We start from the raw sequence: 15,415 nt of genomic DNA on the forward strand, positions 1-15,415 counted from the left end.
ACCTATCATGGAAAAGATCGAAGAAAGAACTGTTTTCAGCATTCCTTTCGGTGAATTGAATGTGTTTGAAACAAATTTAGTCTGTCATGATTTTCCTTTCTTTTTTGAAGAGCCTGTTATCACGCTTATGCTGAGTGGCAATAAGATCATCCGCAGTGAGGATGAAACTTTTGAGTTTAAGGAAAGAAGTGTATTTATTCCGCCCTGTAACAAGGAACTGAGCATCGATATCCATCCCGTTTTTAAAGAACCTACGAAATGTCTGGTATTGAATATTGAGCAGGAATATATTGACAGTGTATTCTCTGAGGTGATTGAAAACTGGCATCCGGACTGGGACAGAACAGGAATTATGATGAAAGAAAACACTGTGAAAAAGTTCATCAGCTCGGATGAATCTTTGTGGAGAAGCCTTACCAACCTTTATAACAGAAGAATTGACGGAAATCTTCATGGCACCTCAGATTTTCTTTTAAGTTTAAGTCTGAAGGAATTGATTTATGAGCTGATGAAAACCAATGCAAAGCATATCCTCCTCCATTCCGGAAAGGCAGAAAATATGCAGAACGGACTTCAGGAAGTGGTTCATTTCATCAAAAACAATTACAGAGAACCAATTACCATCAGGAGACTTGCTGTGCTTGCAGGAATGAGCGAAGCCAATCTGTTTAAAAAGTTTAAGCATTCCTACAATTGTACTCCGGTAGAATATATTATTCAACTGAGAATAGAACATGCCAAGCAATTGCTGATCAGCAATCCTGAAATCGGGATTAAAAATATATGTTTTGAATCAGGTTTTAATACATTGGAGTATTTTTACAGAAAATTTACCCAGATCACCGGAAAGTCTCCGAAGAAGTTTAAGGTAGATTGATAAGGGCTGGAAGATGGAAGAAAGGAAGATGGAGGTTAATATTGGCCTTTTCATTTCTGGCAGTTATCAATATTTAATAAAGTAATCATCTTATGTACTGTAAAAAAGTGTTTATTGTTGTAAGCCTTCTCTTATACTGTATCTTTTATGCGCAAACTCTGCATTTGTATGGCGGTGCAGATCAAAAAGAATATCTGGGATGCTTAAACTGTGACAATTTTGATAAAAATTCGATATGGAATAAGTTTGGTGATTACGGAAATGTTTTCAGCTCAAAATCTATCTGGAATACGTATGGAAACTATGGTAGTACCTATGGCCCCTATTCACCATGGAATGCTTATGCTTCTTATCCTCCGGCGATTGTTGATCAGGATGGAAATTTCTTCGGGTTTCTTACTTTGAATCCTTATCAGTCTGACAGGTCTGAACTGGAGCTGGCTGTGATTTTATGTAAGCATCATGAGGAGATTAAAAGCGATGTTGGCGCCTGGTATGAAAAGTTGTTCCGGTAAACCACCAGTCAAAAAAAGTGTAAAGCGGCATTCCTGTTGAATGCCAAATACAAGCTTAGTCTTATTCATCACAATGTCATGCCACAGGAATCTCTGTATATTTTGGCTGAAAAACGCAAAGTCCCAAATTGTTGCCAAACTATATGTTTTTAAGTCGCAAAGATTTTATCTCCGATACAATCAATTATTGCTTTACATTTACAATGAAAATTTATTTAACTTTTCCTGATTATTGAATTCAAAAACTCACGTACTCCATTATGCTGAATGATTACAAAAAACACGAATTATTTGGGAAAACCCTGATACAGAAAATTGATATATCAGGGTCCTTCAGGTATGATTTTCCGGTTTCGGAGCAAGCCTGCTTTCTGTATGTGCTTAAAGGTGAGTTTCAATATAAAACAGAGGAGCAGGAGTTTAATGTTTCTGCAAATTATTCTCTTTTTCTGAACTGTATCAACTCCGGAAAACATATTCAGAATTCAGCGTCAGAAGATCATTGTGAGATTGTGATCGTTACGTTCTATCCTGACATCCTGAAAAAAATCTATGACAGAGAATTGCCTTTATTACTGCAAAAACCTTCCGATATCGTTTCGAATAAATCCAATGAGAAAATAAACAATGACTTTCTGATCCAGAAGTATGTAGAAGGGCTGCTTTTTTATTTTGAAAACCCTTCCCTCGTTAATGAAGATATATTGGTTCTGAAGCTCAAGGAAATCATTTTGCTGCTGGCTCAGTCACAGAATGCTAAGGCCGTTCAGCTGATCCTGTCACAGCTTTTCTCTCCCACCACTTATTCTTTTAAGCAAATCATTGAAGCGAATTTATTTTCACAGCTAACAATCGAACAGCTTGCTGAGCAAAGCAATCTAAGTGTATCATCTTTCAAAAGAGAATTTGCAAAACTTTACAACGATACCCCTGCCAATTATATAAGAAACAAAAAACTGGAAAAAGCCGCCGAATTACTTTTAATATCCGATGAACGCATTACCGATATCGCATTCGAATGCGGATTCAACGATCTGGCCACTTTTACCAAAAACTTCAGCGATAAATTTCATGTAACGCCCTCCAATTACCGCCAGGAACGAAAAGGAAGATAAATTGTATTTTTTAAAAGATTATGAATGCATTTCCTGTTTTGATAAGGAATTTTTTTTTGAACCAAAATCCCAAATTCTTGAACTAAATCCCAAAATCATTTTTGTATTTCTATCGCAAATTTGTACCGTCAGTTACAGGGAACAGTAATATACCTGCAGCTTATAAGTATCAATTTAAAATACAATCAATATGAATCTATCAGGTTTAGGAATTTTCCACACTATTATCGGCGTAACAGCTCTTGTTGGCGCAGTGATAGGATTTATCAGATATGGTAAAATCAATCTGGCTCAGCCGTCAGGAAAAGTCTATTTTTATGCGACGGCCGTCACTTCACTTACAGCATTAGGTATCTCCAAAAACGGAGGTTTTAATGCAGGGCATGTATTCTCATTATTTATCCTTGTTTTGATCGCTGCGGCCTATTTTCTTTTTGCCAATAAAAAAGAAAGTAAGAAAGCCAGGTATTTTGAGAATTTCCTGTTGTCATTCAGCTTTTTCCTGTCGCTGGTTCCCACTGTTAATGAGACATTCACACGGGTTCCGATTGGACATCCTTTGGCTAAAGATATCAAAGATCCCATCATCGGGCAGACTCTTCTTATTATTCTTCTGCTTTTTATTGTTGGATCTGTTTTTCAGTTTATCAAACAGAAAAGAGAGAATGTTGAAATTTCATGATGACAGGTTATTCAAGAAACTGTAAAACCACCCCGGCAAAAATTCAAAGAATTTTTGCCACCCTCGGGAAGATGGGAATTTGTTACGTATTCAGTTAGGATATTGGTACACAAATTGGATAGAAAAAGGGTAAGGCGGGATTCTTTCAGAATGACAAATACAACGCATAGTTTATCCATACAGTTTGTCATTCCGTAGGAATCCCGATATAAAATAATCTATACGCTTAATTCAGTATTGAAAAATCATGGGTTCGAATCCCGTATTCTCCACTTATTAATAATTTTAGTTACATTGTTTTTTTCGAATGGTAATTGACGATGTGGATTAAATATGCTATTGATTAGCTCAGTTGTACCTGGAAATCATTACTTAAAGTCAAAACACCTTCTGTGACCGCTTCCGGATGGGTAGAGAAACCTTTTAATTTTGAGGTTTTCCCTTTTAACACCAAATCTAAAAGTTGTTTATCAGATAGTTTCTTGCCGAAGATTTCAAAGGTAATTTTAAAGCCGCAGTTTTTGAAATCGGAGCATCCTACGGCGGTTTTTCCTTTGATCAGATTATGTTCTTTACATTTAGGGCATTTCGTTTCTTCCCAGGACTGCAGTTCTTTTTTCTGTGCGGGTTCTCTTTTTTTCTTCTCCTTCACTTCTTCTTTTTCTTCTTCCTGGAGGGTAATTACTTTCCCTTTTCCGTACACTACTTTTTCAGTCAGTTCTGTCACCATCTGAATCAGTTCTTCTTTGAAAAGATTGGCTTCATATTCGCCTTTTTCAATTTTACGAAGTTTGGATTCCCATTCACCAGTCAGTTCGGGGCTTTTTAACAGCTCATCTTCGATGGTATCGATCAGCTGGATTCCGGTTTGGGTAGCAATCAGATTTTTTCTTTTCTTCTCGATGTATTTTCTTTTGAAAAGGGTTTCTATGATATTGGCACGAGTAGATGGTCTTCCGATACCGTTGTTCTTCAGCATTTCACGCAGCTCTTCATCTTCAACCTGTTTTCCGGCTGTTTCCATGGCTCTCAGCAAGGTTGCTTCGGTGTAAGGTTTTGGAGGCGTCGTTTTTCCTTGGTGAATCATCGGATCGTGTGGTCCGGTTTCTCCTACAGTAAATTCAGGAATGGTTTGTTCTTCCTCTTTTTCTTTTTCCTTATCGGTGGTTTCTTCTTTAGGTTCTTTGGCGTAAACGGCTCTCCATCCTGCTTCAAGAACCTGTCTTCCGCTGGTTTTGAAAGGAATGGTTCCTACTTTTCCTTCTACCAGGGTATTGGAAATTTTACATTCCGGATAGAATACCGCAATGAAACGTTTTGCAATCAGATCATAAATCAGTTTTTCTTCCCTGCTCAGATTCTGAGAAGGCGGAATTTCCGTAGGAATGATCGCATGGTGATCCGTTACTTTTGTATCATCGAAAACCGCTTTTGATTTTGGAATCGGAGCTTCCAGCAACGGAGCGATAAGATCCTGATAAGGATACATTTTCTGAAGGATTCCTGCAATTTTCGGATATAAACTATCTGATAAGTAGGTGGTATCAACACGCGGATAGGTTACGTGCTTCTTTTCATAAAGACTTTGAACATAATTCAACGTATTTTCTGCCGAATAACCGTATTTTTTATTGGCTTCTACCTGAAGTCCGGTCAGATCGAAAAGGCGTGGATTTTTTTCTTTTCCTTCTTTAATTTCGAAAGACACGATCTCAAATGGATTGACTTTAAGGTATTCCAGTCCTTTTTCTGCACGTTCCAACGTCTTTAAACGATCTATAGCTGCACTGAAAAGGACATCACGGTATCTGGTTTTCAGCTCCCAATATTCTTCTGTGGTAAAGGCATCAATTTCTTTCTGACGCTGAACAAGCATCGCCAATGTAGGAGTCTGCACTCTTCCAATGGAAAGAACTGCTTTATTTCCTCCGAATTTCTTCGTAAAAAGCCTCGTAGCATTGATTCCCAACAACCAGTCTCCTATCGCTCTGGCATTTCCGGCCAGATACAGATTTTTGTAGTCTTCTGCAGGTTTTAAACTGGCAAACCCTTCTTTAATAGCATCTTCCGTTAGTGAAGAAATCCATAAACGCTGGATGGGTTTGTTGCATTTTGCTTTCTGCAATACCCAACGCTGAATGAGTTCTCCCTCCTGCCCGGCATCCCCGCAGTTAATGACCTCATCACATTCTTCTACCAGTTTCTCAATCACTTTAAACTGATTTTCCACGCCTTTGTTCGGGATCAGCTTGATTCCAAAACTGCTGGGAATAATGGGCAGTGAAAAAAGATTCCAGGATTTGAACTGCGGACCGTAATCGTGAGGTTCTTTTAAAGTACAAAGGTGTCCGAACGTCCATGTTACGCAATAGCCGTTCCCTTCCATATAACCTTGTTTAGGCGTGGTAGCGCCCAATACTTTGGCGATATCTCTGGCAACACTGGGTTTCTCGGCAATACATAATTTCATAAACTCGGGTTTATTGAAGGAGTGCAAAAATCGGGATTTTTTTTGACTTTTCAAATTTCGTTGAGGATTGAGGTCTTAAAGTTGAGAAAGAGCAAATTACGTTTTTATATTCTAAAGAACTAAAGTTTTACAACATATGTAAACGCAAAGGTTATTGGATTCTATTATTTATTTGAGGGAGCAAAGAATTGCGACTAAAGTCGCTGATGAAGCGAAAGGATATTACACAAGCTTAGAAAGGATCAATTTCATTGATTCCAACTTTGCTTCCTTAGAATTTTAAAAAAGGGATATTAAACTTTGTGTTTAAAAATTACTTGTCAGATATGTAATCGTGATCATATTTTTTATACAAAAAGCCCCCTTAAAAAAGGAGGCTAAATCAACAATGTAATGAAACAAGGTTCATTATTTTTTTATTTAAAGGGCATTGGCCATCCAATAGACTTTTAGTAATCTTAAAGCGTCATGGGTACATCCATTACCAGGATTTCCGTGCCTTCTTTAAGGGCTTTGATATTGAGATCCTGGATATCCCATACTCCGAATCCGTCACGTTCTTCTAAAATTTCACCGCCTATTTCTGCACTTCCTTTCAAAATGAAAACATAGACTCCGTTTCCTTTTTTTCTGATCTGATAATGGGTTTCTGTATTCTGCTCAAAAGTTCCCAGATGAAACCACGCATCCTGGTGGATCCAAACCCCTTCGTCATCTGCATTGGGGGAAAGTATTTGCTGAAATTGATTGTGACTTTTTGTTTTGTCTAAAGTCATCTGATCATATCTCGGCGTCACATTTCTCTTTTTCGGGTAAATCCAGATCTGAAGGAATTTTACAAGCTGATCGCTGTTTTTGTTGAACTCACTGTGCATAATTCCTGTTCCGGCACTCATCACCTGAATATCTCCGCTTCTGATCACTGCTGTATTTCCCATGCTGTCTTTATGTTCAAGGTCACCTTCCAAAGGAATACTGATAATTTCCATATTGTCGTGAGGGTGGGTTCCGAAACCTCTTCCTGCTCCCACTTTATCATCATTCAAAACCCTCAATACTCCGAAGTGCATTCTTTCAGGGTTGTAATAATTGGCAAAACTGAAAGTGTGCTGGCTCAACAGCCATCCGTGATCCGCTTTCCCTCTTGAGTCGGCTCTGTGGATCACAGAGTTTTCTTTTATTTTTGATTCTGTATTGGGAAGATGATTGTATCCGATCGGTTCTAATGGTTCGATCTCATCGATGTCATTTTTCATAGCGCTGGCCAGAGAAGCTGATGCTACAAACATTCCTGTTCCCAATAATCCTTTCTTTAAAAAATCTTTTCTGTCCATATCAGATTGTTATTTGTTCTTGTTTGATAGGACAAATTTAGAGAGACCGGAAACCCTGCACATTTAACTAGTTTAATAAATGACTCTGCAGCAAAAAAAATTCAGGAAACTTTGTATCTGGCAGTATGAGTATATTGGATTGCTTTTTGTTGGAAAGCACAAGAGTCTTTTACTCTTAGGAACTATTTAATTTGATATAATATTTTAAAGAATAACTTCACTTAGATTCCTACGGAATGACAAACTGTGTGGGTAAGACCGTTATTGCAACTGTGTCATTCCGTAGGAATCTCTGTATGAATGATAAGCAAAAAAATAATTGGAAAACGCAAAGACGCGAGTTGTTTTTTAAGCTAAATATTTTTAAGGCGCAAGGATTTTATCTCCGATAAAATGGGTGACTATAATTTCACAGGAATATTCACACCTGTAAAATCCATGCAAATCTCTGCAATCTGCAAGTATAAAAAACTAAGATTTATTTCTCCTTTGAAGCAAGGCGTTTTCTGATGGTGCTTACAAATTCTTTTGAAACCCCAAGGTAAGAAGCAATATAATACTGTGCTACTCTTTGTGGGATGGAAGGGTATACTTTAATAAATTCAAGGTATCTGTCGGATGCCGTTTTGGAAATAGTATCTACCAATCTGCTTTGCAGAGTGGCAAGATTCCGTTGAACCAACATTCTGAAAACTCTTTCGAATTTGGGAACTTCCTGCAGCAATTTTTCTTTTGTTGCCGGGTTCAGCATGTAAATTTCAGAATCTTCCAGCGTTTCGATAAAAACCTTAGAAGGCTTCTGTTCCTGAAATGATGCAATATCACTGATCCACCAGTCTTCAATGGCAAACAGCAATGTGACTTCGGTTCCATCATCATCCAGACAATACATTCTCAAACATCCTTTATGAATATACCCTTCAAACTGGCAAATCTCTTCTTCTCTCAGTAAAACTGTTTTTTTAGGAAACGACTGACAGACAAGCAGGTCTGTAAAAGTTTTTTCTTCTTCGGGAGTGATTGAAATAAATCGCGTAATATTTTTGATGATGTTTTCGAACATAATGCAGAGTTTACCCCTGCAAATTAGGAAAAAGACTGTAAACTTCGTTCTTTAAAAGTCCACTTCCTCCACCATAATGATCAATTACTTTCACCTCTTTATCCAAACCGGCACAAAAAACTTTTATATCTTTCTCAAAATCATCATCCAAGCCAGAACTTAAAAGGACAATGTCCACCGTATTTTCCTTTATGTATTCATAACAGAAATTTTCATCACTTTGTATTTCTGCTGTCCAGCCCTCATTATTTTCGATAATTCTTTTTAAAGTATCCAGAATTTCCTGGTTCTTTCCAATCACTAAAAAATGTAATGTTTTCATCTTGTTTAAAGTTTAAAGTTCAAGGTTCAGAGTTTAATGTTTAATGTTTATATTGTTCACGAAGGGTAATGACGATTTGGATTCCTGCGGAATGACATAGTGTGTGAATAGATAAAGTGCTTAGTTTATCCTTCCCCAGGAATTTACATTCCAACAATTTCAAACGCATCCAACCCCAAGCTCCTCTACTCAACATCCTAACCTCGAAACCTCGCACCCACTCTCAAACTCTCTTACCCTCAAACCCGAAACCCGAATCTCGCATCTCGCAAAACCGCTACAAATGCTTATTCCCTGTAATTTTCAACTCATTCAGGTCCAGCTGCGATTCTGCTTTCCTTATTTCATCATCGCTGAAGAGTTTTTCGCGTTTCATTTTAAAGAGTTCTTTTCTCTGTAAGGCAAATATATCCATCATTACTTTATGATATTCGGCCATATCGTTTTGCCTGTTGGTACACATTTCAATAGAATTGAGATGATTCTGGTGAAGTTTGATATCACTTTCCAGCGTCTTTTTAAGATTTTCAAGGAGGCTATTGCTGTTCACCGCCTCATTATATTCGTTATCAAGCCTCTGTACAGCAAGCTTATCCAATCTCATTTGAATCCCGGCCTGCTGTTCATGGGAAGGAAGGATATGATCGATCTCCCCTATTTTTGTTAATTTAATAATCAGAGGTAATGTCAATCCCTGAAAAACCAATGTCACAAAAATGACGACAAATGTGATGAAAATGATCAGGTTTCTCATGGGAAATTCAGCCTGTGAATTCATCATAACCGGAATGGACAGTGCTGTTGCCAGTGAGACCACTCCTCTCATTCCTGCCCATCCAATAATCAATGGGTTTTTCCATCCCGGACTAGGATCACGGCGGGCTTTTTCACTGAACCACCTTGGAAGATGGGCCACGGGATAGATCCATAAAAGACGTACCACAATGACAATCAGACTTATAATCAAACCATATTTGATTCCTTCCATTACTGAAATTTCACCCAATCCATTGATTATATCAGGAAGTTCAAGACCTATTAATACAAAAACCAAAGCATTTATCACAAATATCAGCGTATTCCAGACTCCTGTCATGTTGATTCTCGTAGTTCCTGTTTTAAAAATTTCATGGGCACGGAAAGACATAAACAATCCTCCGCTCACCACCGCCATCACTCCTGAAAAATGAAAGTGTTCCGCTGAAAGAAACAGAATATAGGGCGTCATTACGGTAAGTGCTGCATCAATCGCTGGTGTTGTAGGTAGAAAACGGTGAATGGCATAAAAAACATGACCGCCCACAATCCCAACAACAATTCCCATTCCTGCTACCAGAAAAAACTGCCCGGTAGCTTCATGCATTGAAAACGCTCCTGTCATTACAGCAGCAAGGGCAAACCTGAAAACAATCAGTGAGGAAGCATCATTAATCAGACTTTCTCCTTCCAGTATAGCGAGGGTACGTTTTGGTACTTTTAATCCTTTTAAAACCGTAGTGGCTGCCACAGCATCCGGTGGTGAAACAATTCCTCCCAATAAAAAGCCTAACGCCAGTGTAAATCCCGGAATCAGCATTTGTGAAGTATAGGCAACCACCAGAGAAGTCAGAAATACCAGTCCAAAAGCCAGCAAGCTGATGGGACGTTTCCATTTCCAGAAATCATTCCATGAAGTGTACCAGGCTGCTTCGTACAAAAGTGGTGGTAAGAAAATCAGAAATATAATCTCCGGATCAAGCTTTAAAATGGGCACTCCGGGAATAAGGCTGATCCCCAATCCGGCAAGCACCAAAAAGATAGGGTAAGCAATCTTAATCTGCTGTGCCAGCATCACCAGCATCATGACGAGTAATAAAAGCCCAAGGATTAAAAGGAGTTGTTCGTGCATGTTTTTTAGAAGTTAGAAATTAGAGGTTAGAAGTTAGTTTTCAGGTTCGAATGATTTAGGTTGGGGCTAAAGCCAGTGATTTTTTGTTTTTTGTTTGGCGGGCTAAAACCCGCCACTATTGAATGTTAATTTATTTATTGAGACTCCTACGGAGTGACAATCTGTATGGATAGTTAATCCTCATACTTTGCCATTCCGTAGGAATCTCCACTTCACTAGGTTACTTAAAATGTAATAACCACAAAAGCACAAAGTTTTTGTTTTAAAATGTTTGTAAAGTTTAATAATATACAATATAAAGATCACATGAGAGAAAAATCAAAGATTTTTATAAAACTTAAGTGTTCTTTTTAAGCGTTCAATATTTACTTATCAAATCTTTTGTGACTTTTGTGGTTAAACTATTTAAATATAACTGAATTCGCTATTTCAATTTCTTCCTCGTTAATAGAATGTCCGAAATTAGCATATACTTTTTCAGTTACCTCTGCATTCATTTCTCTTAAAATATTGGCTGTAGCATATACCCTTTCTACGGGAACATGAAAATCAGGGTTGCTGGTTCCCAGGAAAACCGGAGTTCCAGCAAAATCGCCTTTATAATTTTCACGGTTGATTTTCTCTCCTATCACTCCGCCAATAATAGCAGCCGCACCACCGAATTTCTGAGCGTTCCGGACTAAAAATTCAAGGGTAAGACAGGCTCCCTGGGAAAATCCGAAGAAGTAGATGTTTTCGGGCTTTATTCCTGCATTGACAGCCACTTTTACCGTTTCTTCAACCATTTCAAGGGCCGATGATAACCACGGTTCGTTTTGTTCTACCGGTGCTATAAATGAAAAAGGGTACCATGTGTGATTCAAAGCCTGTGGGGCCAGCAGTGCATAATCTTTTACATTCAAATGCTGGGATAAACTCAGAATATCCTGAGCGCTTCCTCCGCGTCCGTGAATCATGATCAAAGCTTTTTCCGCCTGATTTAAGGGTATTCCTGCTGTTTTTATATTTAAAGTATGACTCATTATTTCTATCTGAATTTTTCTGTTGGATAATCAATTTTAGGAAGAACTTCGTTCAAACGTTCTCTTCTTTTTTCAAACTGTAGCGGCAATTGCAGATCTTCGCCTAAAAATGCAGCTTCTTCATCTACATCGAAGCCTGGGCCTGAAGTAGCAATTTCAAACAAAACGCCTCCCGGTTCTTTAAAATATACGGAAGTAAAATATTTCCTGTCTTTCACTTCGGTATGCTCCAATCCGTATGCGTTGAGTCTCTTTACCATTTCCAGCTGGGACTCTGCGTCGGGAGTAGCAAAAGCCACATGATGAACGGTACCTCTTCCTGCTAAACCTTTTAAAGCATTTGGGGTAGAAAGCAGATCGACATATTTCCCCGGCATATTTTCTGTTCCCAGTCTCAATCGGTCAGGGCTTTCTTTGATCACTTTATGATCCATCTGGGTGGTCAGAAGTGCTGCTGTTCTTTCATAAGCATCCTGCCAGATTTCCACATGATGAATCCCTTTGATGGCATAATCTTTTGGAATATAACCATTATAATAACCTTTTCTTTCGTCTTTATCATTAAAAACCAATTCCAATCCCAGTCCGTCAAAATCTTCAAGATAAATGAAAACTTCATCAGAAAATCTTTGCTGCGGCTGTTTGAAGGGAATATTAAACTGTTCCAGACGGTTCATCCAATAATCCAGGGCATCTATAGAAACTGAAAAAGCAGTGGTGTTAAGCATTCCTTTTCCATGTCTGCCATTGATAAGATCTTTACCATAGGGAAAAGTAGTCATAATCGTTCCCGGTGTACCGTATTCGTCACCGAAATAAAAATGATAAACATCCGAGTAATCAAAATTGACTGTTTTTTTGACCAATCGAAGTCCTAAAACTCCGGTATAAAAGTCTATATTTTCCTGTGCATTGCCGGTAATTGCCGTTACGTGATGCAGTCCTGTGATAAGTTTCATTGTGATAAAATTGTTAATTGGTTATTTAATAGGATGCAAGATTTTCGGGGTTCGGGATTCGAGTTGATAAGTTCGGGAATAACTTTATTCATCTTCTGTTTTTAGCTCAAGACACTCTCAAACCCTCTTCCCCTCAGACTCTCAAACTCGAATCTCGAAAACCCGCATCCCGAAACCCGACTCTCAAACTCCCTACAGTTCTTCCTTCAGCCATACATCATTATATTCTTCCGGGTGACGCTTGAACTGAGCGTGAACATAAGGACATAGCGGTAGAATTTTCAAATCATTTTCTCTTGCGTAGGAAACCAGTCTTTCCAGTAAGATTTTGGCAAAACCTTTTCCTTCATATTCCGGATTCACTTCGGTATGGTAAACGGTCAGTTTTTTTCCTATAACTGATATGTCCATTTTACCTGCTTTATGATCGTCTGAGAAAAGCTGAATCTCTCCTTTTCTTCCATCTAAAACTATTTCTGTTCTTTCCATTTTTTATTTTTTTTGTATTAAATCGTGCTTTTTTTAACGCGAAGATTTAATAATAATCCTTCATATTTTAAGTTGACTTAAGAATGGATCAACAAGTTGATTCGATGAAGCGTCCTGTTACAATTACTTAAAATAAGTTTATATTCCGGATGTTTAAATCTTTATTCAAAATTAGCATCTTTATAAAATATGACCGATGATCTATGATAAGTTCGGCAATACTCCTTCTATTTTCTCACGCATTCCTTCGTATTGAACAGGAAGTTTAAGGTTTGTTCCCAACTCATTCAGAGGCTCATCTACAGTGAATCCAGGATTATCAGTTGCAATTTCAAATAAAACTCCACCCGGCTCACGGAAATACAGTGAATAGAAATAATCTCTGTTGATTTTCGGAGTGATGCTTAATCCCGCAGATAAAGCCTTTTCACGATATTCCATTAAAACATTATCATCTTTTACCCTGAATGCAATGTGGTGATTGGTTCCCGCTGCATTTCTTCCGGATGGAATGGTTTCGTTTTCAATAATGTCCACAATATTAGCGGTATCAATGGCATCAGTAGCCAGTCTGTATCTTTCGCCCTCCTGTTTCTGCAAGTCGTATCCTAAAATATCCGTTAGAACTTTGATGGTAGGATCTGCTTTTTTCAAGGTTAAAGTCACATTATGGAAACCTTTTAATGCATTTTCATCCTTGATATCATACGTTGTCCATACTTTTCTGTTGTCTTCAACTAATGGTTCTATCAACTGTAACTGAAGGCCGTCCGGATCTTTAAAAGAAATCATCTTTTCGCCGAATATTTCTCCTTCTTCTGCGGCTACATTAAGGTTTTGTAAATGGTTTTTCCAGAATTCAAGGCTTCCTTTCGGTACTGAATATCCGATATGAGTTGCCATTCCGCTTCCGTTGTTTCCTTTTCCTATTCCTTCCCAGGGAAAGAATGTAAGAATGGTTCCCGGGGTTCCGTTTTCATTTCCGAAATAAAAGTGATACGTTCCGGGATCGTCAAAGTTTACTGTTTTTTTTACCAGTCTTACTCCTAAAACTTTGGTATAAAAATCTAAATTTCTTTTCGCGTTGTCTGCAATAGCAGTAATATGATGCAGACCTAAAATTCTATTGTCCATGTCTTTTAATTTTGATGCTAAATTACAGCGAACAGAAATCCTGCGCATTTAACTAGTTTAATAAATGCAAAACCTCTTTTTCTTTACCGGAGTTTAACATTTACATAATTCTCATCAATTTTAATTTATATTACCTTTTCCATAACGCCTGTTTTAATCAAAATCTGATCTTTTCTTACCAAAACATTATAAAATAAATCTATTTAATACTTTAAATCCAATACAAAACAGTATATAAAAAATTGATTTACAAACAATTAATCTATTAACAATAATTTAATGTTCAAAATGTCTACTTTTTTAGTGGACTAATAAAAATTATATTCTATATTTGCAAACGTATTCAGGAAATAAAACAAAATGAAGGCAGAATTAAAAAATAATTCAATGAAGAAACATACCATCAAAAATATGATGAAGGATATCTGTATGCCTGTACATCAAGAATACTGTGGTTGACCTTACTTTTATTTAGACATATTTTCGAAGGCTTTACCACGTGGTAGAGCCTTTTTTTATTTGAACAACAACATTAAAAACATAAAAATGAGCAATTCTAAAAACAAATGGTTGGTTCCATTGGCTTTTACAAACATCTATGTGATATGGGGAATTACGTTTTTAGCTATTTCATTTGGCTTAAAAGGTTTCCCACCTTTCATTCTTTCCGGATTGAGATTTCTGGTAGCCGGAATTCTCATGATAGCCTATCTTCTTTCTAAAGGAGAAAAGGCAAATTCACTGATCAACTGGAAGAAAAATGCCATTACAGGTATTCTTATTCTTACCGGAGGAACAGGGCTTGTAGCCTGGGGAGAGCAATATGTAACCGCTTCTGAGGCGGCTATTGCTATCGCAACAGGCCCATTCTGGTTCATTGCCATTGATAGGAAGAACTGGAAATATTATTTTTCGGATAAATTCATTCCAATAGGATTGGTGATTGGTTTCGCAGGACTGGTTATGTTTTTAAAAGGCAGTGTACACTCAAATGCTGCTCATGCTGTTGTTAATGAAAATTTACGGATTACAGCATTTGTAGTTCTGGGATTAAGTTCGATCGCATGGGTATTGGGTTCTTTATATTCAAAGAAAAATCCGGCTTCCCAATCTACGTTTATGAATATTGCTCAACAACTTATAGTAGCGGGATTAGCCTCTTTTCTCATCGCTTTTTTCAGAAGAGAATGGACTGATTTTTCAGTTTCTGCGGTTCCGCTATCGGCATGGTTTGGGGTTCTATTTTTGATCTTCTTTGGATCGATAATCGCTTATTTGTCGTACATTTGGCTTCTGTCCGTAAAACCCGCTGCTTTGGTAAGCACCCACACCTATATCAATCCTATTGTAACAGTGATTGCAGGCTGGATTGTTGCCCACCAAAGCATCAATGGAGGTCAGCTGTATGGTTTATTCATTATATTGCTGGGAGTACTTCTAACCAATGTCACCAAGTATTTCAGACTTTCAAAACGGGCCAAGGTCAAAATCAGAAGAGTAAGAAGATTTTTAAACAGAACAGGCAGAAGATATCAGCCTATTTAA

The 15,415-nt window shown here is 37.7% G+C and carries 14 protein-coding genes; 5 read left to right on the forward strand and 9 right to left on the reverse strand.

The genetic code is table 11. From position 1 onward, the window contains the following. Positions 1 to 7: 7 nt before the first annotated feature. From LIV57_RS05860 to LIV57_RS05875, 4 genes are all read left to right on the forward strand, one after another. Positions 8 to 877: a helix-turn-helix domain-containing protein gene (locus LIV57_RS05860; protein WP_227941836.1), complete on the forward strand. Its 870-nt coding sequence runs from the start codon at positions 8 to 10 to the stop codon at positions 875 to 877. 92 nt (positions 878 to 969) lie between these two features. Further along, on the forward strand, positions 970 to 1,392 hold the full coding sequence (locus LIV57_RS05865) for a hypothetical protein (protein ID WP_227941837.1): 423 nt from the start codon (positions 970 to 972) through the stop codon (positions 1,390 to 1,392). A 260-nt stretch (positions 1,393 to 1,652) separates the two neighbouring features. Continuing rightward, complete coding sequence (locus tag LIV57_RS05870; protein ID WP_227941838.1) at positions 1,653 to 2,507, forward strand: helix-turn-helix domain-containing protein; 855 nt, start codon at positions 1,653 to 1,655, stop codon at positions 2,505 to 2,507. A gap of 190 nt (positions 2,508 to 2,697) precedes the next feature. Beyond that, positions 2,698 to 3,189, forward strand: a complete 492-nt coding sequence (locus tag LIV57_RS05875; RefSeq protein WP_227941839.1) for a hypothetical protein — start codon at positions 2,698 to 2,700, stop codon at positions 3,187 to 3,189. A gap of 343 nt (positions 3,190 to 3,532) precedes the next feature. Here the strand turns inward: LIV57_RS05875 and LIV57_RS05880 are convergent, their stop codons facing one another. The 9 genes from LIV57_RS05880 to LIV57_RS05920 form a co-directional block, all read right to left on the reverse strand. Beyond that, positions 3,533 to 5,659, reverse strand: a complete 2,127-nt coding sequence (locus LIV57_RS05880) for a type IA DNA topoisomerase (protein WP_227941840.1) — start codon at positions 5,657 to 5,659, stop codon at positions 3,533 to 3,535. Positions 5,660 to 6,117: 458 nt separating this feature from the next. Beyond that, positions 6,118 to 6,993, reverse strand: coding sequence for a pirin family protein (locus tag LIV57_RS05885; protein WP_227941841.1), 876 nt, complete (start codon positions 6,991 to 6,993; stop codon positions 6,118 to 6,120). A 478-nt stretch (positions 6,994 to 7,471) separates the two neighbouring features. Further along, positions 7,472 to 8,056, reverse strand: coding sequence for a Crp/Fnr family transcriptional regulator (locus LIV57_RS05890; protein ID WP_227941842.1), 585 nt, complete (start codon positions 8,054 to 8,056; stop codon positions 7,472 to 7,474). A gap of 10 nt (positions 8,057 to 8,066) precedes the next feature. Beyond that, complete coding sequence (locus LIV57_RS05895; protein WP_227941843.1) at positions 8,067 to 8,378, reverse strand: hypothetical protein; 312 nt, start codon at positions 8,376 to 8,378, stop codon at positions 8,067 to 8,069. 277 nt (positions 8,379 to 8,655) lie between these two features. Beyond that, a complete protein-coding gene (locus LIV57_RS05900; protein ID WP_227941844.1) occupies positions 8,656 to 10,266 on the reverse strand; it encodes a Na+/H+ antiporter in 1,611 nt (536 codons plus the stop codon). A gap of 401 nt (positions 10,267 to 10,667) precedes the next feature. Continuing rightward, positions 10,668 to 11,288 carry an alpha/beta hydrolase gene (locus LIV57_RS05905; protein ID WP_227941845.1) on the reverse strand — a complete coding sequence of 207 codons (621 nt, stop codon included), beginning with the start codon at positions 11,286 to 11,288 and terminating at the stop codon, positions 10,668 to 10,670. Between the two features lie 5 nt (positions 11,289 to 11,293). Then, complete coding sequence (locus LIV57_RS05910; protein WP_227941846.1) at positions 11,294 to 12,247, reverse strand: VOC family protein; 954 nt, start codon at positions 12,245 to 12,247, stop codon at positions 11,294 to 11,296. 192 nt (positions 12,248 to 12,439) lie between these two features. Continuing rightward, positions 12,440 to 12,736, reverse strand: coding sequence for a GNAT family N-acetyltransferase (locus tag LIV57_RS05915; RefSeq protein ID WP_227941847.1), 297 nt, complete (start codon positions 12,734 to 12,736; stop codon positions 12,440 to 12,442). 201 nt (positions 12,737 to 12,937) lie between these two features. After that, complete coding sequence (locus LIV57_RS05920; protein ID WP_227941848.1) at positions 12,938 to 13,870, reverse strand: ring-cleaving dioxygenase; 933 nt, start codon at positions 13,868 to 13,870, stop codon at positions 12,938 to 12,940. A 546-nt stretch (positions 13,871 to 14,416) separates the two neighbouring features. Here LIV57_RS05920 and LIV57_RS05925 point away from each other — a divergent pair. After that, positions 14,417 to 15,415 carry an EamA family transporter gene (locus LIV57_RS05925; RefSeq protein WP_227941849.1) on the forward strand — a complete coding sequence of 333 codons (999 nt, stop codon included), beginning with the start codon at positions 14,417 to 14,419 and terminating at the stop codon, positions 15,413 to 15,415.

The sequence above is a fragment of the Chryseobacterium sp. X308 genome, from assembly GCF_020733145.1.
Taxonomy (GTDB): Bacteria; Bacteroidota; Bacteroidia; order Flavobacteriales; family Weeksellaceae; genus Chryseobacterium; species Chryseobacterium cupriresistens.

Excerpts from the sequence above, each read along its gene's own strand:
- LIV57_RS05860 (WP_227941836.1), top strand. The coding sequence starts at position 8 with ATGGAAAAGATCGAAGAAAGAACTGTTTTCAGCATTCCTTTCGGTGAA.
- LIV57_RS05865 (WP_227941837.1), top strand. The coding sequence starts at position 970 with ATGTACTGTAAAAAAGTGTTTATTGTTGTAAGCCTTCTCTTATACTGT.
- LIV57_RS05870 (WP_227941838.1), top strand. The coding sequence starts at position 1,653 with ATGCTGAATGATTACAAAAAACACGAATTATTTGGGAAAACCCTGATA.
- LIV57_RS05875 (WP_227941839.1), top strand. The coding sequence starts at position 2,698 with ATGAATCTATCAGGTTTAGGAATTTTCCACACTATTATCGGCGTAACA.
- LIV57_RS05880 (WP_227941840.1), bottom strand. The coding sequence starts at position 5,659 with ATGAAATTATGTATTGCCGAGAAACCCAGTGTTGCCAGAGATATCGCC.
- LIV57_RS05885 (WP_227941841.1), bottom strand. The coding sequence starts at position 6,993 with ATGGACAGAAAAGATTTTTTAAAGAAAGGATTATTGGGAACAGGAATG.
- LIV57_RS05890 (WP_227941842.1), bottom strand. The coding sequence starts at position 8,056 with ATGTTCGAAAACATCATCAAAAATATTACGCGATTTATTTCAATCACT.
- LIV57_RS05895 (WP_227941843.1), bottom strand. The coding sequence starts at position 8,378 with ATGAAAACATTACATTTTTTAGTGATTGGAAAGAACCAGGAAATTCTG.
- LIV57_RS05900 (WP_227941844.1), bottom strand. The coding sequence starts at position 10,266 with ATGCACGAACAACTCCTTTTAATCCTTGGGCTTTTATTACTCGTCATG.
- LIV57_RS05905 (WP_227941845.1), bottom strand. The coding sequence starts at position 11,288 with ATGAGTCATACTTTAAATATAAAAACAGCAGGAATACCCTTAAATCAG.
- LIV57_RS05910 (WP_227941846.1), bottom strand. The coding sequence starts at position 12,247 with ATGAAACTTATCACAGGACTGCATCACGTAACGGCAATTACCGGCAAT.
- LIV57_RS05915 (WP_227941847.1), bottom strand. The coding sequence starts at position 12,736 with ATGGAAAGAACAGAAATAGTTTTAGATGGAAGAAAAGGAGAGATTCAG.
- LIV57_RS05920 (WP_227941848.1), bottom strand. The coding sequence starts at position 13,870 with ATGGACAATAGAATTTTAGGTCTGCATCATATTACTGCTATTGCAGAC.
- LIV57_RS05925 (WP_227941849.1), top strand. The coding sequence starts at position 14,417 with ATGAGCAATTCTAAAAACAAATGGTTGGTTCCATTGGCTTTTACAAAC.